Here is a 23,953-nt window from a genome sequence, read left to right on the forward strand (position 1 = left end):
GGCTTGGATCGGGCCGGTGTCACGTCCAAGGTAACAAACGATCCCCGCAAGGCAATTCCCGTCCCGGAAGTTCCTTACCGGGTCACCGGGTCGGCCTCACGCGAGAACCCCTCGCTCCTCAGTCCCGCAGCAGGTCGGGCACCCCCTGGGCGTCCGGCTCGTCCCGGTCCGCCGAGACGATGGTGAGCTGCTGGGTCGCGCGGGTCAGGGCCACGTACAGGACCCGCAGACCGGCGGGCGACTCGTCCGCGATCTCCGCGGGCGACACCACGACCGTCGCGTCGTACTCCAGTCCCTTGGCCTCCAGGCTGCCGAGCGCCACGACCCGGCCGCCGAGCCCGGCGAGCCAGCGGGCCGCCTCCTCGCGCCGGTTCATGGCGACCACGACGCCGACCGTGCCGTCGACCCGCTCCAGCAGCCGGGCCGCCTCCGCCCGGACGCTCTGGGCGAGCGAGTCCCCCGCGACGGCGAAGCGCGGCTCGACGCCCGTGGACCGTACGGCCGACGGGGACTGCGAGCCGGGCATGGCGAGGGCGAGGACCCGGGCGGCCAGCTCGGCGATCTCGGCGGGGTTGCGGTAGTTCACCGTCAGGGTGAACCGGCGCCGGGGACGGGACCCCAGGGCCTCGTCGCGGGCCTGCGCGGCCTCCTCGGGGTCGGACCACGAGGACTGGGCGGGGTCGCCGACGACCGTCCATGTGGCGTGCCTGCCCCGGCGCCCGACCATGCGCCACTGCATGGGCGTGAGGTCCTGCGCCTCGTCGACGATGACGTGCGCGTACTCGGTGCGTTCCTGGGCGAGCCGCTCGGCCCGCTCGCGCTGGGACTCCTCGCGCGTCGGCATCAGCTCCTCCAGGCCGGTGAGCTGGTCCAGCGGGTCGAGGTCGCGTCTCCTGCGGGGCCGGGCGGGCGTCCCGAGGATCGCCTGGAGCTCGTCCAGCATGGCCACGTCGTGCACCGAGAGCCCGTCCCGCCGGAGCGAGCGGGCCACCTTGCGCACCTCGCCCGGATTGAGGATCCGCCGGGCCCAGCGGTTGAGGCGCTTCTCGTCGGCCATGGCGGCCAGCACGCCCCGCGGGGTCAGCTCGGGCCACCAGGCGTCCAGGAACTCGATGAAGCTGTCCTCGGACGTGATGTCCTCGTCGAACGACGACCGCAGTTCCGCGGCCAGCTCGGGGTCCGTGTGCCGTGTGCCCGCACCGGACCTGGCCCACAGGGCGTCCAGGAGCAGCTTGCGCGCCCGCGGGCGCAGCAGGTTCACGGGTGCCGTTCCGCTGAGCGCGTTCTGCCGGATGCGGTCCAGTTCGGCGGCCTCCAGCTCGACCCGCCGCCCGAAGGCGACGACCCGCAGCCGGACGGGCGCCCCCTGCGGCCGGCCGGGCTCCTCGCCGAACGCGAGCTGCTCCCCGCCGGCCGACTTCCCGGCGTCGCCCCCGAAGGACGTCTCCAGGGCGCCCCTGGCCGCCTTCCGCAGCACTTTCAGCATGCGGTGGGAGCCCTTGGCGCGGGCGACCGCCGGGGAGTCGTACTGGGTGGCCTCGGCGCCGTCGACCAGGGAGCCGATGGCGCGGATGGCGACCTGGCCCTCCTCGCCGAGCGAGGGCAGCACACCCTCCGTGTAGGCGACGAGCAGCGGGGTCGGGGAGACGATCAGGATGCCGCCGGCGTATCTGCGGCGGTCCTGGTAGAGGAGGTAGGCGGCGCGGTGCAGGGCCACCGCGGTCTTGCCGGTGCCCGGGCCGCCCTCGACGTACGTCACGGAGGCGGCGGGCGCCCGGATCACCAGGTCCTGCTCCGCCTGGATCGATGCCACGATGTCGCGCATGGAGTGGCTGCGGGCCTGGCCGAGGGCGGCCATGAGGGCGCCGTCGCCGATCACCGCGAGTTCCCGGCCGTCCAGGGTCGCGGTCAGCTCCGGCCGCATCAGGTCGTCCTCGACGCCGAGGACCCGGCGGCCCTTGGAACGGATGACCCGGCGGCGGACCACCCGGCCCGGCTCGACCGGGGTCGAGCGGTAGAAGGGCGCCGCCGCGGGGGCGCGCCAGTCGATGACCAGCGGCGCGTAGTCGGCGTCCAGGACGCCGATACGGCCGATGTGCAGCGTCTCCGCGATCTCCGCGGTGTTGTCCTCGCGGACGGCGCCCTCGGCCGGGTCCACCGCCGTGTACGCGCCGTCCGGGCCCTTCTGGCCGTCCTTGCCGAGGAGCAGGTCGATCCGGCCGAAGAGGAAGTCCTCGAACTCGTTGTTGAGGCGGTTGAGGTGAATTCCCGCGCGGAACACCTGGGCGTCGCGCTCGGCGAGCGCCCCAGGCGTGCCGACCTGACCGCGCTGGGCGGCGTCGTTCATCAGGAACTCGGCCTCGTGGATCTTCTCCTCGAGCCGCTGGTACACCCGGTCCAGGTGTTCCTGTTCCACGCCGATCTCCCGGTCGCGTACGGAATCCGCGGCCGAGTCGAGCGCGGCGGAACCCCCGACCGGACCGAGCGCGGCCTGCTGTTGAACCTGAGCGGCCACCGGGCCCCCTTCTGACGTGCTGGGCAGCCGTCAACCGTACGCGAAGGGGGGCCCGCCGGGCTACGTCCCGCCGCGGGTTCGCTCACGCGTCCCGTGGCGGGAGGGTCACACGCCCACTTCCACGAGCCGCTTGCCGTCGAAGGTCATGACCTCGAAGTGGTCGATCTCGTCCGGGGCGAAGGCGGCGCCGCCGTGCACGTAGAGCGGCTGCTGGGCCTGCTCCGTCTTGGCGTCGTCGATGCCGTACCCCCACTTCGGGACCGACCAGGAGGTGACGGTCTCGCGCTCGCCGTTCTTGCCGACGGCGATGAGGGAGCACTTGAGCGGGCCCTTGACGTTCTTGAGTTCCAGGACCGCGTGCGTGCCCCAGGGCTTCGGCTCCGTCGCGACCACGGCGTTGACCTTGGTGCCGGGGTCGGTGGCCTGGGACTTGTCCTTCATGACCTGGAAGGCCGCCTTGGCGGGGCTGGTCGGGTGCGCCATCCCGGCCTGGTTCCCCGTGGCGTCGTTGCCCCCGCTGACCGCCATCACGGTCAGCGGACCGCCGATGATCAGCGCGGCCGCGGCCGCCACCAGGTACATCCCCCGCCGGCGCTTGCGGGCGCGCCGCTCCGCGACCTCGTCGACCAGCCGCTCCGCGAGCCGCGGGCCGGGGCGGGCGGACAGGGACTCGCCGATGGACGGCGTGCCCTGGGAGCCGGGCAGGTCGGCCAGGGCCGCCAGCATCGGTTCCATCCCGGCCAGCTCGTCGAGCTGCTGGGCGCACCATTCGCAGGTGGCGAGGTGCGCCTCGAAGGCGGTCGCCTCCGCGTCGTCGAGGATGCCGAGCGCGTAGGCGCCGACGGTCTCGTGCTCGTTAGGGCCTTGTGATCCCTGCATGGATCCAGGACTACCCGTTCCGAATCCCCCGTAAATGCTCATGCCGTCACCCCCCGCTCCTCCAGTGCCAGCTTCATCGACCGCAGTGCGTAGAAAACTCTGGAGCGCACGGTGCCGCTGGGGATGCCGAGCGTCTCGGCCGCCTCATTGACCGTACGCCCTTTGAAGTACGTCTCGACCAGGACTTCCCTGTGGGCAGGGGTCAGGTCGTCCAGCGCGTCAGACAGTGTCATCAGCCACAACGCCTTGTCGATCTCGTCCTCCGCGGGGATGACCTCCAGCGGCGACGGGTCGACCTCCTGCGGCCGGGCCTGCCGGCTGCGGTGGCCGTCGATGACGATGCGCCGGGCGACCGTCACCAGCCAGGGGCGTACCGAACCGGTCGCTCGATTGAGCTGACCGGCGTTCTTCCAGGCACGGATGAGCGTCTCCTGCACGACGTCCTCGGCCCGTTGCCGGTCACCGGCCACCAGCCTCAGCACGTATGCGAGCAGGGGGCCCGCGTGTTCCCGGTACAGCGCACGCATCAGGTCCTCGTCCGGTTCCGAGGGCTGGGACGCACGATGTCGTGCCCTTGGCGGGCGTTCATCAGCCACTGCGGAATCCTTACGCACGCCTACCTCCGGTGTCCCCGATTCGACCGGGGTCCCCCAGTCCATCGCTCACCACCGGGTACGGACGCGGATACGCCTGTGTTCAAAGTGGTCGCACAAATTTCTTGGCAGGGATGTGACAGGAGGGTAGTTCACGTCCGGGCGAGCGCCGCCCGGCGCCGGTGGCGGGCCACTCTCTCCCGGTTGCCGCACACCTCGCTGGAGCACCACCGGCGCCGGCGCCCCCGCGACGTGTCCAGGTACACGATCCGGCAGTTGTCGCCCTCGCAGCGCCGCAGACCCGCCCGGGCGGCGGGGTCGGTGAGCAGCTCCAGCGCGTCACGGGACAGCGCCGACAGCACACCGGCGCGCAGCAGGGGTCCACGCAGCCGGCGCAGCAGCGTCCCGTCCTCCGCGCGCACGGCGCGCGGTACGGGCGGCGGGTGCTCGGCGCGCGCGTTGACCCGGGCGAGGGCCGCGTCGGCGGGGCGGCCGTCCAGCTCCGCGCCCACCAACCGCTCGATGTCGGCCCGCAGTTCGCGGCAGGCGGCGAGCCAGGCCTCGTCGACCGCCGCCAGCGGTGTGCCGGCCGGCACCAGGCCCGACCCGGCGATCCAGGCACGCAACCGCTCGGCCGAGCAGAGCCGTTCCCCGGGATGGGTGGTCGCCACCAGGTCCAGGCAGATCCGCCCGGAGTCGAACCGCATCTCGTACGAGGCCGTGGCCGTGCCCGATGCCATGTGCCTGTCACCGCCTTGGGTTACCGCGAGGGTCGGTGCGGGGTCCGTACCCCTACAGTGCCTCTCCCCGGCCGCCGCGGGAACCCCCGCGCTGGACGTCCGCTTATGCGCCCGCGCGCCTTGGCCATGGGCGCGGGCCGGCCGCGCCGGTTGACTGGCCGTCATGACACGAAACAACGGGGGGCGGCACACGGCCGCCGCAGGAGTGCTGGGTGCGGCCGCGGTCGCGACGGGCCTGAGCGCCGGAGTCTTCTACATATTCGCCTGCGCCGTGATGCCGGCGCTGGCCCGCAGCGACGACCGCGTCTTCATCGAGGTCATGCAGAACATCAACGAGGTGATCCAGAACCCCGTGTTCTTCCTGAGCTTCCTGGGCGCGCCGCTGCTCACCGCGGTGTCCGCGTGGCAGTCGCGCGGCAGGCCGGGACTCCGCGTGTGGGTGGCGGCGGCGCTGCTCGCCGTGGTCCTCGCCCTCGTCGTGACCGTGGCCGCGAACATCCCGCTCAACAACGGTCTCGCGGACGCCGGCGAACCGGCGCGGATCGCCGATCCGGCCGCCGTGCGCGAGGAGTTTGAGGACCCCTGGGTGGCGTGGAACGTCGTACGGGCGCTGCTGTCCACCCTCGCGCTGGGCTGCCTGGTCCGGGCGCTCGTCGTGTGCGGGCGGACCGGGCGGCCCCGGGAACCTCAGGAGTCGGCGTACTTGGCGTCCGCGGCCGGGTCGAGCGCGAGCCGGTAGCCGCGCTTGACCACCGTCTGGATCAGCTTGGGCGCGCCGAGCGCGGTCCGCAGCCGGGCCATCGCCGTCTCCACGGCGTGTTCGTCACGGCCCGTGCCGGGCAGGGCGCGCAGCAGGTCGGCCCGCGCGACCACCCAGCCGGGCCGCCGGGCGAGCGCCCGCAGCAGGGACATCCCGGCGGGCGGCACGGGCCGCAGCTCATCGTCGACCAGCACCGCGTGCCCGCGGATCTCCACCCGGTGGCCCGCGACCGGCAACGTACGGGCGCGAGCCGGGAGTTCCTGGCACAGCAGCTGGACGAGGGGCCCGAGCCGGAAGCGCTCGGGCTGGACGGTGTCGATGCCGTGGGCCTGCAACGGCAGGGCGGTGACGGGGCCCACGCAGGCGGGCAGGACGTCGTGGTGGAGGGCGGCGAGGAGTTCGGGCAGCAGGTTGCGGTCCTCGGCGCGGGAGAGCAGGGACGCGGCGGCGGGCGCGCTGGTGAAGGTGAGCGCGTCCACACCGCGGGTGACGGTCGCGTCGAGCAGCCGGTCGACGGGCCCGATGTCCTCCGGCGGCATCCACCGGTACACCGGGACGCCCACCACCTCGGCTCCCGCGGCCCGCAGTGACTCCACGAACCCGGGCAGCGGCTCGCCGTGCAGCTGGATCGCGATACGGCGCCCGTCCACGCCCTCGTCGAGGAGCCGGTCGAGCACCTCCGCCATGGACTCGGAGGACGGCGACCACGCCTCGGTCAGTCCCTGGGCCCGGATCGCGCCCTTGACCTTGGGACCGCGGGCGAGCAGCTCCACCCCGCGCAGCCGCGCCAGCAGGTCCTCGCCGAGTCCCCATCCGTCGGCGGCCTCGACCCACCCCCGGAATCCGATGGCGGTGGTGGCGACCACGACGTCCGGCGCCTCGTCGAGCAGTTCCTTGGTGGCGGTGAGCAGTTCGCTGTCGTCGGCGAGCGGCACGATGCGCAGGGCGGGCGCGTGCACCACGAGGGCGCCGCGGCGCTGGAGCAGGGCCCCCAGTTCGTCGGCCCGACGTGCGGCCGTCACGCCCACGGTGAACCCGGCGAGGGGGCCGTGGTCTGGTCGCTGCTGTTCGTCGTACATGGCTTTCGTCCCGGCTCTCGTCGTGCGCTCGAGTCGTCGTGCGGTTCGCGGCTGGCCCGAGCCTGTCAACGCCCCGTGACAGGCTCGGATCAGCCGCGTGTCGCGCGTGTAACGTCACACTTCGGCGTAGCTGAGCTGCGCGTTCGTGTCCGAGGCCGCCGCCGTGGAGGTCCGGGTGCCGGCCGGACGTCGAAGGTATACGGCCCAGGTGACCGCGAAGCAGACCCCGTAGAAGGCCAGGAAGGAGACGAACGCGCCCGTTCCTGAGCCGTAGGAGAGGAAGGACTGGCGGAAGGCGAGGTTGATGGCGACGCCGCCGAGCGCGCCGACCGCGCCGATGAGCCCCATGGAGGCCCCGGACAGCCGCCGGCCGTACGCGGCGGCCGCCTCACCGGTCAGGCCCCGGGCGAGGGCCTTGTTCTGGAAGATGCCGGGGATCATCTTGTACGTCGACCCGTTGCCGAGGCCGCTGAGCACGAACAGCGCGATGAAGGCGACGGTGAACAGCGGCAGCGACTTCTGCATCGAGGCGACGATGATGACGGAGGTCGCGGCGGCCATCGCGACGAAGTTCCACAGCGTGATCTTCGAGCCGCCGTACCGGTCGGCGAGCCAGCCGCCGACGGGCCGGATCAGCGAGCCGAGCAGCGGGCCGATGAAGGTGACGTAGGCCGCCTCCAGCGGAGTGCGCCCGAACTGGTTCTGCAGCACCTGGCCGAACGCGAAGCTGTAGCCGATGAACGAGCCGAACGTCCCGATGTAGAGGAACGCCATGATCCAGGTGTGGCGGTCCTTCGCGGCGTCCCTGGCGGCGCCGGTGTCGTTCTTCACCGACGAGATGTTGTCCATGTAGACGGCGGCGAGGGCGGCGGCGACGAGGATGAGCGGGATGTAGATGCCGAGCAGGACCCGCGGCCCGCCGCCCGCCCCGATGATCGCGAGGGCCACGAGCTGGATCACCGGCACGCCGATGTTGCCGCCGCCGGCGTTGAGGCCGAGCGCCCAGCCCTTCTTCCGCAGCGGGAAGAACGCGTTGATGTTGGTCATGCTGGAGGCGAAGTTGCCGCCGCCGATGCCCGCGAGCAGGCCGATGAGCAGGAAGGTGGAGAAGGAGGTCCCCGGTTCCATGACGACGAACGCGGCGATCGTCGGGATGAGCAGCAGGCTCGCCGACACGATCGTCCAGTTCCGTCCGCCGAAGATCGCCACCGCGAAGGTGTACGGCACCCGGACGACGGCACCGACCAGGGTCACCACCGACGTGAGCAGGAACTTGTCGGCGGGGGTCAGGCCGTACTCCGGGCCCATGAACAGCACCAGCACGGACCACATGGTCCAGATCGAGAACCCGATGTGCTCGGACAGCACGGAGAAGAGCAGGTTCCGCCGGGCGACCTTCTCACCCGTCTCCTTCCAGAAGGTCTCGTCCTCGGGGTCCCACTCGTCGATCCAGCGGCCTCCCCTGCTCAGTGCGGGGGCTGTGCTCGGGGCTGTCATGACGCCTCCACGGTTCTCCGGTGCTCAGGTGTCGTACGGGTGACGACTCCTGAAGGTAGGGATAGCGCGTTTCCGGACTGTGGCTGTGGGTGACCGGAAGGGAACGTTGCTCTCACGCACGGCCGGACACGGCGGTGAGGCCCGGCGGCACGGCCGGGCGGGTGGCTTACGGCGGGCCCGGGCCTGCCGTCACGGCGGGCCTGGCCGTCGTCACGGCGGGCCTGGCCGTCGGTGCGGCGGGCCTGACCCTCGGTGCGGCGGGCCTGACCCTCGGTGCGGCGGGCCTGACCCTCGGTGCGGCGGGAGCTGTAGTCAGCCGCGGTGGCTTCCGGCCCGCTTGCGCGGGGAGCCGTCCGGCCGGAGCCGGGGTGCGCGACCGGCCGCCAGGTCCTCCACCCACCCGAAGCACGCGAGGCAGCCGCCGACCGCGTGTCACACGGCGCCCGGGCCATGACTCAGCGCACACGGGTGACACCCGTGAGCGCTGAGTCATCAATGGCACTTCATGATGAGCGCATCGGTGGCCGGAATCCATCCATGAGCCGGGCGGTGCAACCACCCTTTCTCGCCGGCCAGTTCGCGGGCCGCGCGACGCAGCGCGTCGAGCCCCGAATGCACCAGCCCCTTTCGCCACACGAGCGATACGGGTGACAGCGGCACGGGATCGACGAGCGGCCGCAGCACCGACTCCGGCATGGCCGGAAAGTCCACCACGGCGAGAACGGGGGTCCGGGTCCTGGCCATCACCCGCCGGAACTCCTCGGCGCCGATGGCCACCGGCGCGGGCGACGCCACCTCGATCCCGCGTCCGTCGAACAGCCGGACGGCGAGGTCGGTCCACTCCAGCGTCCTGGGGTTGCCCGCGCCCGCGTACACCGTCTCGCCCGCGAGTGCGTCCAGCGGCACCGCGTCCAGAGCGGCGAGGCGGTGGTCCGCGGGCAGGACGACGGCCATCGGCTCGTACCGGACGGGCTGCTGTTCCAGGCGCGCCCGTACCGCCGGGTCGAGGCCGGCGAAGCGCCCGAACGACGCGTCGAGCCGCCCGGCGAGCATCTCCTGGGCCGCGCCCGTCAGACCGCTCTCGAAACGGGCCATCAGCTCACTGTCCGGGGCGAGTTCGCGGGCACGGTCGAGGACGAGGCCGGAGATGAGACCCGCCGAGTTGATGTCGACGAGCAGGGGTGCTTCCGGCGCGGACCGCTGCCGCGCGGGACCGCCCCGGCCGAAGGCGGACAGCAGCGCGTCCTGCGCCTCGACGACCCGGCGCGCGTACGGCAGCAGCCGGACCCCGTCGGACGTCAGGGTCACCTGCCGGGTCGTCCGGGCGAACAGCTCCGACCCCAGCTCGCGCTCCAGGCGGCGGACGTCGCGGCTCAGCGCCTGCTGGGCGACGTGGAGGCGGGACGCGGCGCGGGTGAAGTGGAGTTCTTCGGCGACGGCCAGGAAGGCGCGCAGCAGGCGGGGGTCGGCGGGCATCGGGTGAACTTACAACCGGGGTGCGTCAATCACCACCGAAATAGGTGTTGGACCGCCGCCGGCCCCGCGGGCGACCGTTGATCCATGCCGCAACCGCCCTCCGAGGGGCCTCCCCCGCTCCTGTTCACCGTCACCGGGGACACCCTGGTCGTCGCCGACTTCGGCCCGCGCCGCCGGCGTTCCGCGCGGCCGGAGGACGGCCCGGGGCGGAAGATCCCCCCGCGCAACCCCTACCGCCGGCTCCTCGCCGTGCCCGGCGCCCGCGCCTTCACGGCGGGGAACCTGCTCGCCCGCCTGCCCATGGGCATGTTCAGCGTCAGCGCGGTCGTCATGATCGCCGGCTCGCGCGGGTCGTACGCGCTGGCCGGTGCCGTCACGGCCACCGGTCTGGCCGCGACGGCGGTGGTCGCCCCGTGGACGGCGCGGCTCGTGGACCGGTACGGGCAGGCCCGGGTCGCCGTCCCCGCGACGGTGTTCGCCGCGCTCGGCTCACTCGTGCTGCTGCTCTGCGTCCGACTGGACGCGCCGGCCTGGACCCTGTTCGCCGCGTACGCCGCCACCGCCACGACACCCAACACCGGCGGCATGTCGCGCGCTCGCTGGGCCCACCTCCTCGACGGCGACGCCGCGGCGCTGCACACCGCGAACTCCTTCGAACAGGCCGCGGACGAGCTGTGTTTCATGCTCGGCCCGGTGCTCGCGGCCTTGCTGTGCGGGACGTTCTTCCCGGAGGCCGGCACGCTGACCGGCGCCGTCCTGCTGGTGACCGGCGTCCTGATCTTCGCCGCCCAGCGCTCCACCGAGCCGCCGCCGCGACGGGGTGCGGGCACGGGTGGCGTGTCTTTGCTGCGTGCGCCCGGCATGGTCCCGCTGCTTCTCACGTTCCTGGCCGTCGGTGCCGTCTTCGGCTCGATGGAGATCGTCACGATCGCGTTCGCGGAGGCACGCGGTCACCGGTCCGCCGCCGGGGTGATCCTCGCCCTGCAGGCGGCCGGTTCCTGCGCCGCCGGCCTGCTGTACGGGGCGCTGAAGCCGGGCGGTCCTGCCGGGCGCCGGTACCCGTGGTGCCTGGCCGCCATGACCGCGCTGCTCACCCTGCCGCCGGCCGCCGCGTCCCTGACCGGCTCCCTCCCGGTCCTCGCCGCCGCCCTGTTCGTCGCCGGGCAGGCCACCGCTCCGACGATGATCACCGGCATGGCCCTCGTCCAGGGCCGCACGCCCGGGGGACGGCTGAACGAGGGCATGACGCTGGCGGTGACGGGCCTTCTCGGAGGCATCGCGTGCGGCTCGGCCGCGGGAGGCTGGGCGGTGGAGCACGCGTCGGCCACGGCGGCCTTCGGAGTGCCGGTCGCCGGGGCCGCCCTCGCGCTGCTGATCGCGACGACGGGGGCGGTACGAGAGGGAGACGGCCTCTGACAGCACGGCCGGCCGGGACCCAACCGCCCGGACGCCGTCCGGCCCGTCGGACCGCCGGGCGAATCCCGCCCATCCCATTGACGTGCCCACGCCCCCCACATACCTTCCCCCGTCGAAGCGCTTCGACAGGGTCCCGTCCCCCGGAACGGCGGGGACGGACGCGCGATGCGGGCGAGGACGGGGGCGGGACCCCCCGTTCCCGCGGCCGGCCGGAGCAGGAGCGGAAACGGGGACCCACCGATGGTCAGGATCACCGATGTGGCGCGGCACGCCGGCGTGTCCGCCAGCACCGTCTCGTACGCCCTGAGCGGCAAGCGCCCGATCTCCGCGGCGACCCGGCAGCGCGTCGAGGCGTCCGTACGCGAGTTGGGTTACCGCCCGCACGCGGGCGCCCGCGTGCTCGGCAGCCCGTGCAAGGTGCTTGCGCTGGTGGTGCCGCTGCGGCCCGGCGTTCAGGTGCCCGCGGTGATGCGGTTCGCGGGGGCGGTGGTGACGGCCGCGCGCCGGCACGACCACGACGTGCTGCTGGTGACGCGGGAGGAGGGTGAGGAGGGCCTGCGGCGGGTCGCGGACACCGCACTGGTGGACGCACTGATCGTGATGGACGTCCAGCTGCGCGACGGACGGCTGCCGCTGCTGCGGACCCTGGACCGGCCCTCGGTACTGATCGGATTTCCGGCCGCGGCCGACGGCTTCACCTGCGTCGACCTGGACTTCCGAGCGGCCGGCGAGATCTGCGTCGAGCATCTGGCAGGGCTCGGGCACCGGGTCGTGGCACTGGTCGGGCCCCCGCCCGAGGTGTACGCGCGGGAGACGGGGTTCGCGCGGCGCGTCGTATCGGGTTTCACCGCCGCGGCCGACCGGCACGGGCTGTCGTCCTCGGTGCACCCGTGCGAGGCAGCGCCCGCCGCCGCCCGCGCCCTGGCGGAGCGGCTGCTGCGGGAACGGCCCTCCCTCACCGGCGTGGTGGTGCACAACGAGGCGGTCCTGGAGCCCCTGACCGACGCCTTCGAGACGCTCGGGCTGCGGATCCCAGGCGATCTCTCGGTGACCGCGATCTGCCCGGACGAGGCGGCCGAGCGGACCCGGGTGCCCCTCACCTGCGTACCCGTCCCGGTGGCCGAGGTGGCCACCGGCGCCGTGGACCTGCTGATGAGAAAGCTGCGCGGCGCGGCCGTCCCGGCGGCAACCCTGCTGGCGCCCCGGCTGACGGAACGCTCCAGTACGGCCCGCCGGGCGGCCCCGTGACGCGGCTGTCGCCCGGCCCGCCGCGCTCATTGCGGCGCGGGGAGGATCAGCGGGGGGGGCTCGCGCCACGGGCACCGCCGCGTTCCTGGAGCGCGCCCGTGGGTGCGCTCCAGCCGAGGCCGCCACCGCCAGGACCGGCACGGCGCCCCGACTCCACAGCCGTGCGCGGGAAGCGACGCGTCTCGCGCATGTGTCTACGGGTCTCCTCCCGCCTCGGCAGCACCCCGAAGGCGGTAGCCCGACGGGGTGCCGCGTCTCAGCCGAGCCCCCACGCGTGCCCGAGCGCATGGGCGGCACACAGGTTCACATCGAGGAGGTACGCCCCCGCCGTCCCGCACTGCGCGCTCCCGGTGCCCGGGTCGACGGGCTGCCCGTGTCCCATCCCGGTGATGCCGTACGTCTCCACGACCGTGCGGCCCGCGCCGTCGCGGAAGACCTGGTGCGGGTAGCCGGCGACGGTGTCGGCGGCGTCCGCCGTCTGGTCGGCGCCGTGGACGTCGGTCCACTGCTTCATCAGGTCGGTCATGTTGACGGGCTTCACCGTGTAGTCGGCGGTGCCCTGGAGCACGGTCAGCGCCGGCCAGGGCCCGCTGTGGCCGGGCCGCGCGGCCCGCACCCGGTCGCCCCACTGCCGCGCGGTCTGGGTGGCACCGACGTACATGCACACGTACGGCGAACCGGCGGCCTGCGCGCAGCCGTACGGCAGGCCCGCGACGACGCCGCCCGCGGCGAACTTCTCGGGATACGCCGCCATCATCACGGTGGTCATCCCGCCGCCCGCGGACAGTCCGGTGACGTACACGCGCGCGGCGTCGCCCGACACGTCGGCGAGCTGCCGGTCCACCATCTGCGCGACGGACGCGGCCTCGCCCTGACCGCGCCCGATGTCACCGCTCTGGAACCAGTCGAAGCAGGACGAGGGGTTGTTGGCGCTCTGCTGCTGCGGCAGCACGACGGAGAAGCCCCAGCGGTCGGCGAGCCGGAGCCAGCCGCTGCCGGTGCCGTACCCGGCGGCGTTCTGCGTGCAGCCGTGCATGGCGACGACGACGGGCCGACCGGCGGGCAGGCCTTCGGGAACGTAGCGGTACATCTTCAGCGCTCCGGGATTCGACCCGAAGCCCGTAACTTCCTGGAGGGAGGCCGCCGAGGCTTTCACGGGCGCCAGCAGGACGGAGAGGAGGGCGGCCAGCACGGCCACTAGGACGAGAGGGGGTGATGCGGCTCTGGTCTGCGTCATGGAGAGGGACGGTAGAAGCGTGAACGACCCTCGGATATGGGGTGCGACACCACAACCAAGGCCCCGCGACTGGTGCCCGGCCCCGGGAAAGCGGCATGACGAAGGCCCGCTGCCGGGGCAACGGGCCTTCGTCACTGTGTCACAAACATGGGGTGGTGGAGATGGCGGGAATCGAACCCGCGTCCAACGGTGCAGAATCAGGGCTTCTCCGAGCGCAGTTCGCTGCGATTTTCTCAGCCCCGGAGATCACGCGAACAAGTCTCCGACGGGCTCAGTCACTGTTTGATTTCCCATCGGACCCCGTGACCGGGCCCGATGGTTTAGTTCCCTAGATTATGCCAGGATCCGGGTCGGGAACACTCCCGGGCTGACACCCATTAAGGGTCCTTCACTCACTGCTTATTAGGCAGCGAGGGCGAAGGACTGGGAATCGCTCTTGGAATTGGCGATTATTTGTTGCGACATATGGTTAACGAGATCATTGCCGCTTCCTCGGCTCGCTTCCCCTGCTTCGACAGCCGCTGTCGAAACCGATCATCCCCATGTTGATTTTTCAAAGCCGGACCTCGCGGTCCACGCACCCGCTGTGAGGTGCAGTGCCATCGTACGTGACCGACGCACCGCGATGCCAGCGCATTCCCCGCGGCGGGCCCGTTACTGGGCGCGCTGCTTGCGCTTGGCCGCCGCGATCGCCCGGTCCGACTCCCGCCGGTCCTGCTTCTCCCGCAGCGTCTGGCGCTTGTCGTACTCCTTCTTGCCGCGGGCCAGCGCGATCTCGGCCTTCGCGCGCCCGTCCTTGAAGTACAACGCCAGGGGCACGATCGTGTGACCCGTCTCCTGCGACTTCGACTCCAGCTTGTCGATCTCCTCGCGGTGCAGCAGCAGCTTGCGCTTGCGGCGCACCGTGTGGTTGGTCCAGGTGCCCTGGCTGTACTCCGGGATGTGGGCGTTGTGCAGCCACGCCTCGTTGCCGTCGATCTGGACGAAGCCGTCGGTGAGCGACGCCCGCCCCTGCCGCAGCGACTTCACCTCGGTGCCGGTCAGCACGAGGCCCGCCTCGTAGGTGTCGACGATCGCGTAGTCGTGCCGCGCCTTCTTGTTCTGCGCGACGATCTTCTTCTTGCCGTCCTTGGGCCTGCCGGCCGCTCCCTGGCTGCCCTGCTTCTGCTGGGACTCTTTCGGTACGTACATTCCCTTGGCCATAGTGCTGGCCATTTTCGCACTACAGGGGGGCTGCGGGGGAACCGGATTTCGGCGGCCGTCCCCCGCCCCGCTACGAAGGGTCGCCGAGCCCGCTCAGTACGGTCACCGCGCGGCGGACGGCCTCGTCGTCCGCCTCCAGGTCAGGGGTGATGCCGCGACCGTCGACGGTGCGTCCCGCGGGGGTCCGGTAGTGCCCGACGGTCAGCTCGGCGACCGAGCCGTCGGGGAGCCGGCTCGGCAACTGGACCGAGCCCTTGCCGAAGGTCCTTGAGCCCACGACGACCGCCCGGCCGCGGTCCTGGAGGGCGCCCGTGAGGAGTTCCGCGGCGCTCATCGTGCCGCCGTCGACGAGTGTCACCAGGGGCCGGTCGGTGTCGCCGCCCGGATCGGCGTGCAGGGCGCGCTGCGCGCCGCGCACGTCGTACGTCGCGACCAGGCCGCCGTCGAGGAAGGCGGAGGCGGCGGTGACGGCCTCGGTGACCAGGCCTCCGGAGTTGCCCCGCAGGTCGAGGACGGCGCCGGCCCGCCGCGGCGCCGCGGCGACCGCGGAGCGCACCCGCTCTCCCGAGCCCTTGGTGAAGGCGGCGACCTTGATCACGGTGACACCGCCGGAGAGCCGGTGCACCGTCACGGAGTCCGTGGACAGCCGGGCCCGGCGCAGCGTCTCGCTCCACGCGCGCGTGCCGCGTTCGAGGCCCACGGAGACCTCGGTGCCCGCGGAGGCGTCCTCGGTGTCCCCGCGCAGCAGCGAGACGACCTCCGTCACCGGGCGGCCCTCGACCGCGCGGCCGTCCACGCTGCGCAGCCGGTCGCCCTTGCGGATCCCGGCGGTGGCGGCGGGCGAGCCGCTGCGCACGCGGGACACCTGGATACGGCCGTCCCGCTCGCGCCTGGCCCACAGCCCGACGCCGGTGTACTCGCCGTCGAGGGCCTCTTCGAACTCCTCGTACTCCCCCTGGGAGTAGACGGCGCTCCAGCGGTCCCCGCTGCGGCTGACCGCGCGTTCGGCGGCCTCCTTGGGCGACTTGCCGTCGGCCATGGCCTCGGCGGCGGCCCGGGTGACGTCCTCGCGGTGGCCGGCCGGCTGCGGCCGCGCCGCGGCGGACGGAGTTTTCCGGCCGTGCTCGGGGAGGGATCCGGTCGCGGCGCCGGCGGCGAGGACTCCGGCGAAGACCAACGTCAGGGCGGCCCCGCGGCCGATGCGGCGGGGCTGACAGAACAGGTCACGACCTGACATGCCGGTGAGTCTAGGACAACGCGAGAGGGCCGTACCGCCCGTTGGCAGCACGGCCCTCTTGGCATGTGTCACACCTTCAGGTACTTGCGCAACGCGAAGAACGCGGCCAACGCGGGCATCACCAGACTCGTCGCGAGGATGAGCGGCAGTTTGGTGAACACCGCGTCCCAGCCGATGAAGTCGATCAGATTCAGCTTCTCCGACAGGGCCACGCCGTGGTCGATGATGAAGTACCGGGCGACCACGAGGAAGCCGCACGCCACACCGCCGCCGATGAGCCCGGCGACCGCGGCCTCCATGATGAACGGCGCCTGGATGTAGAAGCCGGACGCGCCCACCAGCCGCATGATGCCGGTCTCTCGGCGGCGGCTGAACGCCGAGACGCGCACCGTGTTGACGATCAGCATCAGGGCGACGACGAGCATCATCGCCATGACCGCGCGGGCGGCCCAGTTCATGCCGTTCAGCAGCTCGAAGAGGTTGTCGAGGGTGCTCTTCTGGTCCTGGACGGACTGCACTCCGGCACGGCCGTCGAAGGCGGTCGCGATGACCTGGTACTTCTCCGGGTCCTTCAGCTTGATGCGGTACGACTCCTGCATCTGGTCCGGCGTGAGGGAAGCGGCCAGCGGGGAGTCGCTGAACTGCTCCTTGTAGTGCTTGTAGGCCTCGTCCTTGGACTCGTAGGTGACCTTCTCCACGAGGGTCGACATCTTGTCCAGGTCGGCCTTGACCTGTTCCTTCTGCTCAGCGGTGACCGCACCCTTGGCGCAGTGGGGGTCGGACTCCGCGTCGCTCTTGTTGCAGAAGTAGATGGAGACGTTGACCTTGTCGTACCAGTAGCCCTTCATCGTGTTCACCTGATCGCTCATCAGGAGCGAACCGCCGAACAGGGCGAGGGAGAGGGCGACCGAGACGATGACCGCGAAGGTCATCGTCAGATTGCGACGGAGACCGACACCGATCTCCGACAGAACGAACTGGGCGCGCATGGCGTTCGTTTGAGCCTTTCCGTGGATCGTCAGTGCTGGTAGCCGTAGACGCCGCGCGCCTGGTCGCGGACGAGACGGCCCTGCTCCAGCTCGATGACGCGCTTGCGCATCTGGTCCACGATGTTCTGGTCGTGGGTCGCCATCACCACGGTCGTGCCCGTGCGGTTGATGCGGTCGAGCAGTTTCATGATGCCGACGGAGGTCTGCGGGTCGAGGTTTCCGGTCGGCTCGTCGGCGATGAGGAGCTTCGGCCGGTTGACGAAGGCGCGCGCGATGGCCACACGCTGCTGCTCACCGCCCGAGAGCTCGCCGGGCCTGCGGTCCTCCTTGCCGCCCAGTCCGACGAGGTCGAGCACCTGGGGCACGGACTTGCGGATCTCGCCGCGCGACTTGCCGATGACCTCCTGCGCGAAGGCGACGTTCTCGGCGACCGTCTTGTTCGGCAGGAGACGGAAGTCCTGGAAGACGGTCCCCAGCTGGCGCCGCATGTGCGGCACTTTCCAGTTGGAGAGGCGCGCGAGGTCCTTGCCCAGGACGTGCACCTGACCGTGGCTGGCCCGCTCCTCGCGGAGCACCAGCCGAAGGAAGGTGGACTTCCCGGAGCCGGAGGACCCCACGAGGAACACGAACTCGCCGCGTTCGACCTCCAGGGAGACATCCCTGAGAGCGGGCCGGGTCTGCTTGGGGTAGACCTTGGAGACGTTGTCGAATCGGATCACGGATGCACCACGGGTCGCCGGGGGTAGGTGTGCGTGACCATACGCGAACCGGGTGCGCGAGCGCAGTCGGCGAACACGGTTGCGCGAAGCTTGCACTTTTTGTCCCGGATCTGATGGTCCGGAGGGGCAGCTTCAGGCCGGGAACGGGCTTCGATCCCGCCAGGACCGGGCAGGACAGGGCGAGCCGCGCCGAAATCCCCGGAACCTGGCACAGTGGAGGGGGAACGGTCGCGTTCCCCGCAGCGTTATACACGCGGAGAGACAGCGCAAGGAGGGCCGGCGCATGACGTACGACCGATTGGTGTGCGCGAACTGCGCGTCGCCCGTGAGCGAGGGCCGCTGCCACGTCTGCCGCGCGAACCGGGAGCGTCTCCAGCAGGAGAGCCCCTTCGCCGGAATGAACCCGATGGCACTGATCGCACTGCTTGCCGTGCTGATCGCCGCGGTGGCGCTGCTGACCCACTAGGGCTCGCAGGACCGGGGACGACGTTCCCGGCACCGTGACACGGGAGGGCCCGGAGCCGTTGGCTCCGGGCCCTTCTCACGCGTGTCCCACGCGGTCGTGCGTCAGGCTGCGGCACCGCCGCGGCCGCCCGCGAGGCGCGGGAGCATCCGGAAGCCGATACCGCCGGCGATCATCGTGGCGGCGCCGACCAGCAGGAACGCGGTCTGTCCCGCGCCCGTCTCGGCCAGCTCGCCGTCGCTCTCGCCCTGCGCCGAGGTGTCGGAGGAGGTGTCCGAGCCGGTGTCGGTCAGGGCAGAGGAGCCCTCACCCTGCTCGACGGGCCTGGAGCCGCCGTCCGGGTCGGTGTCGTTGCCGCCGGTGCTGTCGCCGCCGCCGCCGTTGCCGCCGTTGCCGCCGCCGTTGCCGTTACCGCCACCGTTGCCGTTACCGCCGCCGTTGCCGTTGCCCGGCTCGGTGGGGTCGGTCGGCTCGGTGGGCTCGGTGGAGGGCTCCGGCGGTTCCTCGGTGGGCGGCACGACCGTCGGAGTCGGGTCGACGGTCGGAAGCCCTGTGTCGGACGGCGTCGGGACCGGCGGCGTCGGGTCGTCGCCGTCGACGTTCACGCCGACACCGTCGCCGTCGGCCGAGGCGCCCACGTTCAGGCCGGCGACGTTCACGCCGACGTCGAGGGCCGAGGCGGCCCCCGCGGCGGTCAGCGAAGCACCGGCTGCGATCACCGCACCGGCGGCTATCCGCGCCACGCGGATCCGCGTCTTCTTGGTCATCTGCCTGCTACCCCCAGTAGCTCATCGTCAGTGGAGCAGCGCACGGGGCCACGGCGTCACAGGCGGCCTTTCGAAGCCCCCCGGTTCACATGCACCCCGAACATACGCATGCCACGCGTCACCATTCCCACTTTTCATAGCAACGTCAAGGTCGTTGCGTACGCGATGTCCGGATGAACGGCATTTGCCTGCCGTGCGGACATGTGACTGTGACGTAAAACCCAGACAACCCACACACACAAGGCAACTGCCGTCCGGAGAACGGCAGTTGCCTTGTCGACAAAGCAGCGTGAATTCGCCCGCTTACTTCTCCTGCTGCTTGCGCCAGCGAATTCCGGCCTCGAGGAATCCGTCGATCTCACCGTTGAACACGGCCTCGGGATTGCCTACTTCGTGCTCGGTCCGCAGGTCCTTGACCATCTGGTACGGGTGCAGGACGTACGAACGCATCTGGTTGCCCCAGGAGTTGCCGCCGTCGCCCTTGAGGGCGTCCATCTTGGCCTGCTCCTCCTGCCGGCGCCGCTCGAGCAGCTTGGCCTGCAGGACGTTCATCGCGGACGCCTTGTTCTGGATCTGCGAGCGCTCGTTCTGGCAGGAGACCACGATGCCGGTGGGGAGGTGGGTCAGGCGGACCGCGGAGTCGGTCGTGTTGACGCCCTGGCCGCCGGGACCCGACGACCGGTACACGTCCACCCGGAGCTCGGACTCGTCGATCTCGATGTGGTCGGTCTGCTCGACCACCGGCAGGATCTCGACACCGGCGAACGAGGTCTGCCGGCGTCCCTGGTTGTCGAAGGGCGAGATCCGCACCAGGCGGTGCGTGCCCTGCTCCACGGACAGCGTGCCGTAGGCGTACGGCACGTGGACGGCGAAGGTGGTCGACTTGATGCCGGCCTCTTCCGCGTACGAGGTCTCGTAGAGCTCCGTCTTGTAGCCGTGCCGCTCCGCCCAGCGCAGGTACATGCGCTGGAGCTTCTCGGTGAAGTCGGAGGCGTCGACGCCGCCGGCCTCGGCGCGGATGGTGACGACGGCCTCACGGGAGTCGTACTCGCCCGAGAGCAGCGTACGGACCTCCATCTCGTCCAGCGCCTTCTTGACCGCGGTGAGCTCGGTCTCCGCCTCGGCGCGGGTGTCCGAGTCGTCCTCCTCCTCCGCCATCTGGAAGAGGATGCTCAGGTCGTCGATCCTGCTGCGCAGGGCCTCCGCCTTGCGGACCTCCGCCTGGAGGTGGCTCAGCTTGCTGGTGATCTTCTGCGCCGCGTCCGGGTCGTCCCACAGGGACGGCGCGGCCGCCTGCTCCTCGAGCACGGCGACATCTGCCCTCATCTTGTCGAGGTCCAGGACGGCCTCGATCGACTCCATGGTCGAGGAGAGGGACTTGAGCTCTTCGGATACATCGACGACTGCCACGCCTCCAGCGTAACGGCTACGCCAACCGACCCCATCGCCTCGACCCCCCGGACGCCGGGGAGCACCGCCCGACCAGGGCGGCCCGCCCCGGTTCCCCGGGCACCCGGCGCTGCCAGGAGCCGCCCGCGCCGCAGCCGGAACGACCCGCACCCGCCCTCGCACGGAAGGGGCCGTGCCGGTACATCAAATGCCCGTTGCTGGCCGGGCAGAGAACCCCGTCCACCCCGTGACCCACGAGCACGCCCGGCCTGCGACGGGCGGATGTACCGGCACGGCCCCGACCCACCCACCGCGGAATGGCGCCCCACCGGAGCGAGCCCGGCCCACCGGACCCAAGACGCCCCACCGGAGCGAGCGCGACCTACCCGGTCATGGCACGCCCGACGCCCAGGACAGTCACGGCGAAGCCGGAGCCGACGTCTCCTTGTCGTCGCGGGGCGTGGCTCCCGCGCCGTCATCCGACGTGGCGACCCACGTCCCCACTCCCACCGCGGCGAGCAACGCGACCGCCGCCACCCCCAGGGTGATCCTCCGCCGCCGGGCGGACGCCCGATGCCGGGCCGACCCCGGCCGCGGCGCCCCCGCGGCCCGCGGCGCCCGCGCCGTCCCCCGCGCGCCCCCCGCCAGTTCGTCCGGCCCCGGCACCCGCATCGACGTGTGCGTATCCCGGTTCGAGTCCGGCGCGGCCCCCGGCACCAGCGGCACCGCCCCCCGCCGTACCCGGCCTCGCCCCCGCTCGCTCTCGCGTCCCACGACGGCCTCGGCCGTCTCCCCGTATCCGGGCCGCCGGGAGCCCTCGCCGCCCTCCGCCTCGGACTCCGCCTCCGCCTCCGACTCCGCGTCGGGCTCGTCGACGTCCAGCGGCGGCATCCCGGCCAGCAGCGGCAGCTGCTCCCGCAGCCGCGCCCCCAGCTCGGACGCCCGCAACCGGGACGCCGGAGCCTTGGCCAGACACTGCACGATCAGCTGCCACAGCTCGTCGGGGATACCGGGCAGCGGCACCACCCGCTCCGTGACGTGCCGCCGCAGCACCGCGCCCGGATGCCCGCCCCCGAAGGGGGTGAAGCCGGCCAGCAGCTCGTACAGCACCGTCGCGAGCGCGTAGATGTCGACGGCGGCCCGCGGCGGCAGCCCCTCGATGATCTCCGGGGCGAGATAGTCCGGCGTGCCGATGATCTTCGTCGCCCGGGTCCGCCGCGGTGAGTCGATGAGCTTGGCCACCCCGAAGTCCGTCAGCAGCGCGGGATGGGCACCGCCGGGCCCGAGGGGCCCCTGCATGTCGAGCAGGACGTTCTCCGGCTTGACGTCCCGGTGGACGACACCGGCCGCGTGCGCGGCGGCGAGCCCGTCCGCGACGTCCGCGACGATGGCGACCGCGGCCTCCGGGGCCAGCCGCCGCTCGCGGTCGAGCCGGGTCCGCAGATCGGTGCCGCGGACGAGGTCCATGACGAGCGCGAGGTCGTTGCCGTCCACGACGAGGTCGCGCACCGCGACCACGTGGGGATGGTCGAGCCCCAGGAGCGCCGTGCGCTCCTGGACGAAGCGCCCCACCAGCTCCTGGTCGGACGCGAGGTCCTCGCGCAGCAGCTTGATGGCGACGGGCCCTTCGGGACCCTCACCCAGCCACACCGTGCCGGCGCTTCCCCGCCCCAGAATCTGGTTCGCGGTGTACCGGCTCCCGATCTTCCGTGCCAAGGCTGCTCCTACAGACGCGTGTTGTCGTTAAAACTACGCGCCGGAAGAGCCAACCTTCACCGCGGAGACGGAAATCACCCCTCAGGTGTCGACAAATCCCCAGAGTGGCCGCCCGGGCTACTGCCCGGTCTTGGCTCCCAGGTCCCCGATCCACCCGCTCACGGTGTCGAACCAGTCGCTCAGCTGCTCCCAGTAGCCCTTCGTCGTCCCGATCCACTCCTGAAGGGGGCTCAGCTCCCAGACCAGCCACCCGGCGACGAACAGGATGACGACCGTGAACAGGCACCCCTTGAGGCAACCGAGCCCGGGGATCTTCATCGGGTTGGCGCTGCGCGGCCGTGGCTCGCGCGGCTGCCGGGGCGCGGGCTGCTGCGGCTGCTGCGGCTGCTGAGGCGCGGGCGCGTACCGCTGCGGCTGCTGCTGTCGCTGCGGCGCGTACTGCTGGGGCTGCTGCTGCGGATACCCGTACCCGGGCTGCTGCTGCGCCTGCCGGCCCCGATGCCCCTGCTGCCCCTGGGGTGGCTGCTGGGGGCGCTGCTGCTGGGGCTGCTGCTGCGGCCGGGCGACCTGCCGCTGGGGGCGCCGGCGCAGCGGGTCCTCGTTCGGGTCGAGATACGACTGGACCTGCGTCTGTTCGTTGCGGTCGCGGGCGGCGCGCAGCTGGCTCTGCCAGGGATGCGGGTCCTGGGGCCCGCCGGGCCCTCCCTGCTGGTGCGGCGGCACGGGCGGCAGCACGGCGGTGGGATCGGCGGCGCCGCGGTGGGGCAGCACGGACGTCGGGTCGGCGTCGCCCGAGGTGTGCGGCAGGACGCTGGTCGCGCCGTTCGGGTCGTAGGCGCCGGCGCCGTGCGGCAGCACCTGTGTCGCGTCGGCGGCTCCGGGGGTGTCCGGTACCGGCGCGGGGGCCGGATCCGGCGCGAGCAGCGCGCCGACCCCGTCGGCGGCGGCGATCTGCGCGGCGCTCGCGTGCACGCCGACGCCGTGGGCGACCGTGCGCAGCCCGTGGGCCAGGTTCTCGGCGCTCGGCCGCTCGTCCGGGTTCTTGCGCAGGCAGCGCTCGATGACGGTCCACAGCGGGTCCGGGACGGTCGACGGCCGGCGGGGCTCGGCGCTGAGGTGCTGGTGCAGCACTTCGAGGGCGGACCCCCCGGAGAAGGGCGGGCGCCCGGTCACCAGCTCGTAGAGCAGGATCCCGGCGCCGTAGATGTCGACGGCGGACGTCTGGGGGCGGCCCTCCGCGGACTCGGGCGCGACGTACGCGGGCGTGCCGACGAATTCGTGCGTGCGGGTGAGGCCGGGCGAATCGGCCAGCCGGGCGATGCCGAAGTCGGTGAGCATCGGGTGCATCCCGCCCCCGTCCTGCTTGAGCAGGACGTTCGCGGGCTTGAGGTCGCGGTGCACGACGCCGTCGGCGTGGCTGGCGGCGAGCGCGTCGGCCACCTGTGCGGTGAGGAGGGCGGCGGCGACCGGCGAGAAGGGTCCGTTCTCGCGGAGGTAGCGGTGCAGGTCGGGGCCGTCGACGAGGTCCATGACCAGCGCCAGCAGTTCGCCCTCGACGACCAGGTCGCGGACCCGGACGATGTTCGGGTGGGTGAGGCGGAGCAGGACGGAGCGCTCCCGCAGGAACCGCATCACGATGTCCGGGTCGCCGGCGAGCTCCTCCTTGAGGACCTTGATCGCGACGGTCTCGCCGGGCTGCCCGGCGACCGCCGCCTCCGCACCCGCGGTCTCCCTCTGGCGGGCGCGCCAGACGGTGCCTGTGGCGCCGCGTCCCAGCGGCTCCTCAAGGAGGTACTTGCTCCCTACCGGCCGCACGTCATGCGCTCCCTGCTGCTTGCTTGACTGGTCCGTCCACCGTCGACCACCGTGCTCGGGGTGTTCCGACCCACTGTAGTGCCGTGGAACGTGGGACCGGGCTGTCGTCATGCTGTGCTTCGCGTCCCGCGCGGACGCCGTTCCGGGCGTGCGGCGGGCACTCCTGCTCGTGTCCGGAGGGAAGACGCTCACTTCGGTCCATTGGTTGCCGCCCC

At 72.1% G+C, this 23,953-nt stretch carries 20 protein-coding genes and 1 other RNA gene; 4 read left to right on the forward strand and 17 right to left on the reverse strand.

Going from position 1 to position 23,953, the window contains the following annotated elements:
- Window positions 1-118 precede the first annotated feature (118 nt).
- From ACFYP4_RS07940 to ACFYP4_RS07955, 4 genes are all read right to left on the reverse strand, one after another.
- Window positions 119-2,515, reverse strand: a complete 2,397-nt coding sequence (locus ACFYP4_RS07940; protein WP_358853140.1) for a UvrD-helicase domain-containing protein — start codon at window positions 2,513-2,515, stop codon at window positions 119-121.
- A gap of 105 nt (window positions 2,516-2,620) precedes the next feature.
- A complete protein-coding gene (locus tag ACFYP4_RS07945) occupies window positions 2,621-3,436 on the reverse strand; it encodes a zf-HC2 domain-containing protein (RefSeq protein ID WP_358853139.1) in 816 nt (271 codons plus the stop codon).
- Window positions 3,433-4,053, reverse strand: a complete 621-nt coding sequence (locus tag ACFYP4_RS07950) for a sigma-70 family RNA polymerase sigma factor (protein ID WP_358853138.1) — start codon at window positions 4,051-4,053, stop codon at window positions 3,433-3,435. The genes ACFYP4_RS07945 and ACFYP4_RS07950 overlap by 4 nt, the downstream gene beginning before the upstream one ends.
- Window positions 4,054-4,139: 86 nt before the next feature.
- Entirely contained in the window at window positions 4,140-4,727 is a 588-nt protein-coding gene (locus ACFYP4_RS07955; protein ID WP_388783718.1) for a CGNR zinc finger domain-containing protein, read from the reverse strand.
- 163 nt (window positions 4,728-4,890) lie between these two features.
- On the opposite strand from ACFYP4_RS07955, the gene ACFYP4_RS07960 reads away from it, so the two are divergent.
- A complete protein-coding gene (locus tag ACFYP4_RS07960) occupies window positions 4,891-5,466 on the forward strand; it encodes an anthrone oxygenase family protein (protein WP_358853136.1) in 576 nt (191 codons plus the stop codon).
- Here the strand turns inward: ACFYP4_RS07960 and ACFYP4_RS07965 are convergent.
- The 3 genes from ACFYP4_RS07965 to ACFYP4_RS07975 all read right to left on the reverse strand — a co-directional run bounded on the left by ACFYP4_RS07965 (window position 5,415) and on the right by ACFYP4_RS07975 (window position 9,539).
- On the reverse strand, window positions 5,415-6,566 hold the full coding sequence (locus ACFYP4_RS07965) for a uroporphyrinogen-III synthase (protein WP_358853135.1): 1,152 nt from the start codon (window positions 6,564-6,566) through the stop codon (window positions 5,415-5,417). The genes ACFYP4_RS07960 and ACFYP4_RS07965 overlap by 52 nt on opposite strands.
- A 114-nt stretch (window positions 6,567-6,680) precedes the next feature.
- Window positions 6,681-8,063: a nitrate/nitrite transporter gene (locus tag ACFYP4_RS07970; protein ID WP_358853134.1), complete on the reverse strand. Its 1,383-nt coding sequence runs from the start codon at window positions 8,061-8,063 to the stop codon at window positions 6,681-6,683.
- Window positions 8,064-8,555: 492 nt separating this feature from the next.
- Window positions 8,556-9,539: a LysR family transcriptional regulator gene (locus ACFYP4_RS07975; protein ID WP_388783722.1), complete on the reverse strand. Its 984-nt coding sequence runs from the start codon at window positions 9,537-9,539 to the stop codon at window positions 8,556-8,558.
- Between the two features lie 84 nt (window positions 9,540-9,623).
- Between ACFYP4_RS07975 and ACFYP4_RS07980 the strand changes: the two genes are divergently transcribed.
- Both ACFYP4_RS07980 and ACFYP4_RS07985 read left to right on the forward strand, forming a co-directional pair.
- Entirely contained in the window at window positions 9,624-10,955 is a 1,332-nt protein-coding gene (locus tag ACFYP4_RS07980) for an MFS transporter (RefSeq protein WP_358853132.1), read from the forward strand.
- Between the two features lie 240 nt (window positions 10,956-11,195).
- Window positions 11,196-12,203: a LacI family DNA-binding transcriptional regulator gene (locus ACFYP4_RS07985; protein WP_358853131.1), complete on the forward strand. Its 1,008-nt coding sequence runs from the start codon at window positions 11,196-11,198 to the stop codon at window positions 12,201-12,203.
- A gap of 256 nt (window positions 12,204-12,459) precedes the next feature.
- Here the strand turns inward: ACFYP4_RS07985 and ACFYP4_RS07990 are convergent, their stop codons facing one another.
- The 6 genes from ACFYP4_RS07990 to ftsE all read right to left on the reverse strand — a co-directional run bounded on the left by ACFYP4_RS07990 (window position 12,460) and on the right by ftsE (window position 17,588).
- Window positions 12,460-13,440 carry a PHB depolymerase family esterase gene (locus ACFYP4_RS07990; RefSeq protein ID WP_358853130.1) on the reverse strand — a complete coding sequence of 327 codons (981 nt, stop codon included), beginning with the start codon at window positions 13,438-13,440 and terminating at the stop codon, window positions 12,460-12,462.
- A 153-nt stretch (window positions 13,441-13,593) separates the two neighbouring features.
- Window positions 13,594-13,982: a transfer-messenger RNA gene (gene ssrA, locus ACFYP4_RS07995) on the reverse strand.
- Window positions 13,983-14,094: 112 nt separating this feature from the next.
- Window positions 14,095-14,631: an SsrA-binding protein SmpB gene (gene smpB, locus ACFYP4_RS08000; protein ID WP_358853129.1), complete on the reverse strand. Its 537-nt coding sequence runs from the start codon at window positions 14,629-14,631 to the stop codon at window positions 14,095-14,097.
- 82 nt (window positions 14,632-14,713) lie between these two features.
- Window positions 14,714-15,880, reverse strand: coding sequence for a S41 family peptidase (locus ACFYP4_RS08005; protein WP_388783726.1), 1,167 nt, complete (start codon window positions 15,878-15,880; stop codon window positions 14,714-14,716).
- A gap of 68 nt (window positions 15,881-15,948) precedes the next feature.
- Complete coding sequence (ftsX, locus tag ACFYP4_RS08010) at window positions 15,949-16,869, reverse strand: permease-like cell division protein FtsX (protein WP_358853127.1); 921 nt, start codon at window positions 16,867-16,869, stop codon at window positions 15,949-15,951.
- 29 nt (window positions 16,870-16,898) lie between these two features.
- Window positions 16,899-17,588: a cell division ATP-binding protein FtsE gene (gene ftsE, locus ACFYP4_RS08015; RefSeq protein WP_358853126.1), complete on the reverse strand. Its 690-nt coding sequence runs from the start codon at window positions 17,586-17,588 to the stop codon at window positions 16,899-16,901.
- 283 nt (window positions 17,589-17,871) lie between these two features.
- On the opposite strand from ftsE, the gene ACFYP4_RS08020 reads away from it, so the two are divergent.
- The gene (locus ACFYP4_RS08020; RefSeq protein WP_358853125.1) at window positions 17,872-18,054 is read left to right on the forward strand and encodes a hypothetical protein; all 183 of its coding nucleotides are present in this window, start codon (window positions 17,872-17,874) and stop codon (window positions 18,052-18,054) included.
- Window positions 18,055-18,155: 101 nt separating this feature from the next.
- Here ACFYP4_RS08020 and ACFYP4_RS08025 read toward each other — a convergent pair whose 3' ends face one another.
- The 4 genes from ACFYP4_RS08025 to ACFYP4_RS08040 all read right to left on the reverse strand — a co-directional run bounded on the left by ACFYP4_RS08025 (window position 18,156) and on the right by ACFYP4_RS08040 (window position 23,738).
- The gene (locus ACFYP4_RS08025; RefSeq protein ID WP_358853124.1) at window positions 18,156-18,818 is read right to left on the reverse strand and encodes a hypothetical protein; all 663 of its coding nucleotides are present in this window, start codon (window positions 18,816-18,818) and stop codon (window positions 18,156-18,158) included.
- A gap of 303 nt (window positions 18,819-19,121) precedes the next feature.
- Entirely contained in the window at window positions 19,122-20,228 is a 1,107-nt protein-coding gene (gene prfB, locus ACFYP4_RS08030) for a peptide chain release factor 2 (protein WP_358853123.1), read from the reverse strand.
- Between the two features lie 396 nt (window positions 20,229-20,624).
- Window positions 20,625-21,923, reverse strand: coding sequence for a serine/threonine-protein kinase (locus ACFYP4_RS08035; protein WP_358853122.1), 1,299 nt, complete (start codon window positions 21,921-21,923; stop codon window positions 20,625-20,627).
- Between the two features lie 117 nt (window positions 21,924-22,040).
- Window positions 22,041-23,738 carry a serine/threonine-protein kinase gene (locus ACFYP4_RS08040; RefSeq protein WP_388783732.1) on the reverse strand — a complete coding sequence of 566 codons (1,698 nt, stop codon included), beginning with the start codon at window positions 23,736-23,738 and terminating at the stop codon, window positions 22,041-22,043.
- Between the last annotated feature and the right edge of the window lie 215 nt (window positions 23,739-23,953).

Origin of the sequence: Streptomyces sp. NPDC005551 (assembly GCF_042871785.1) — a bacterium.
In the GTDB taxonomy this organism is placed as follows: Bacteria; Actinomycetota; Actinomycetes; order Streptomycetales; family Streptomycetaceae; genus Streptomyces.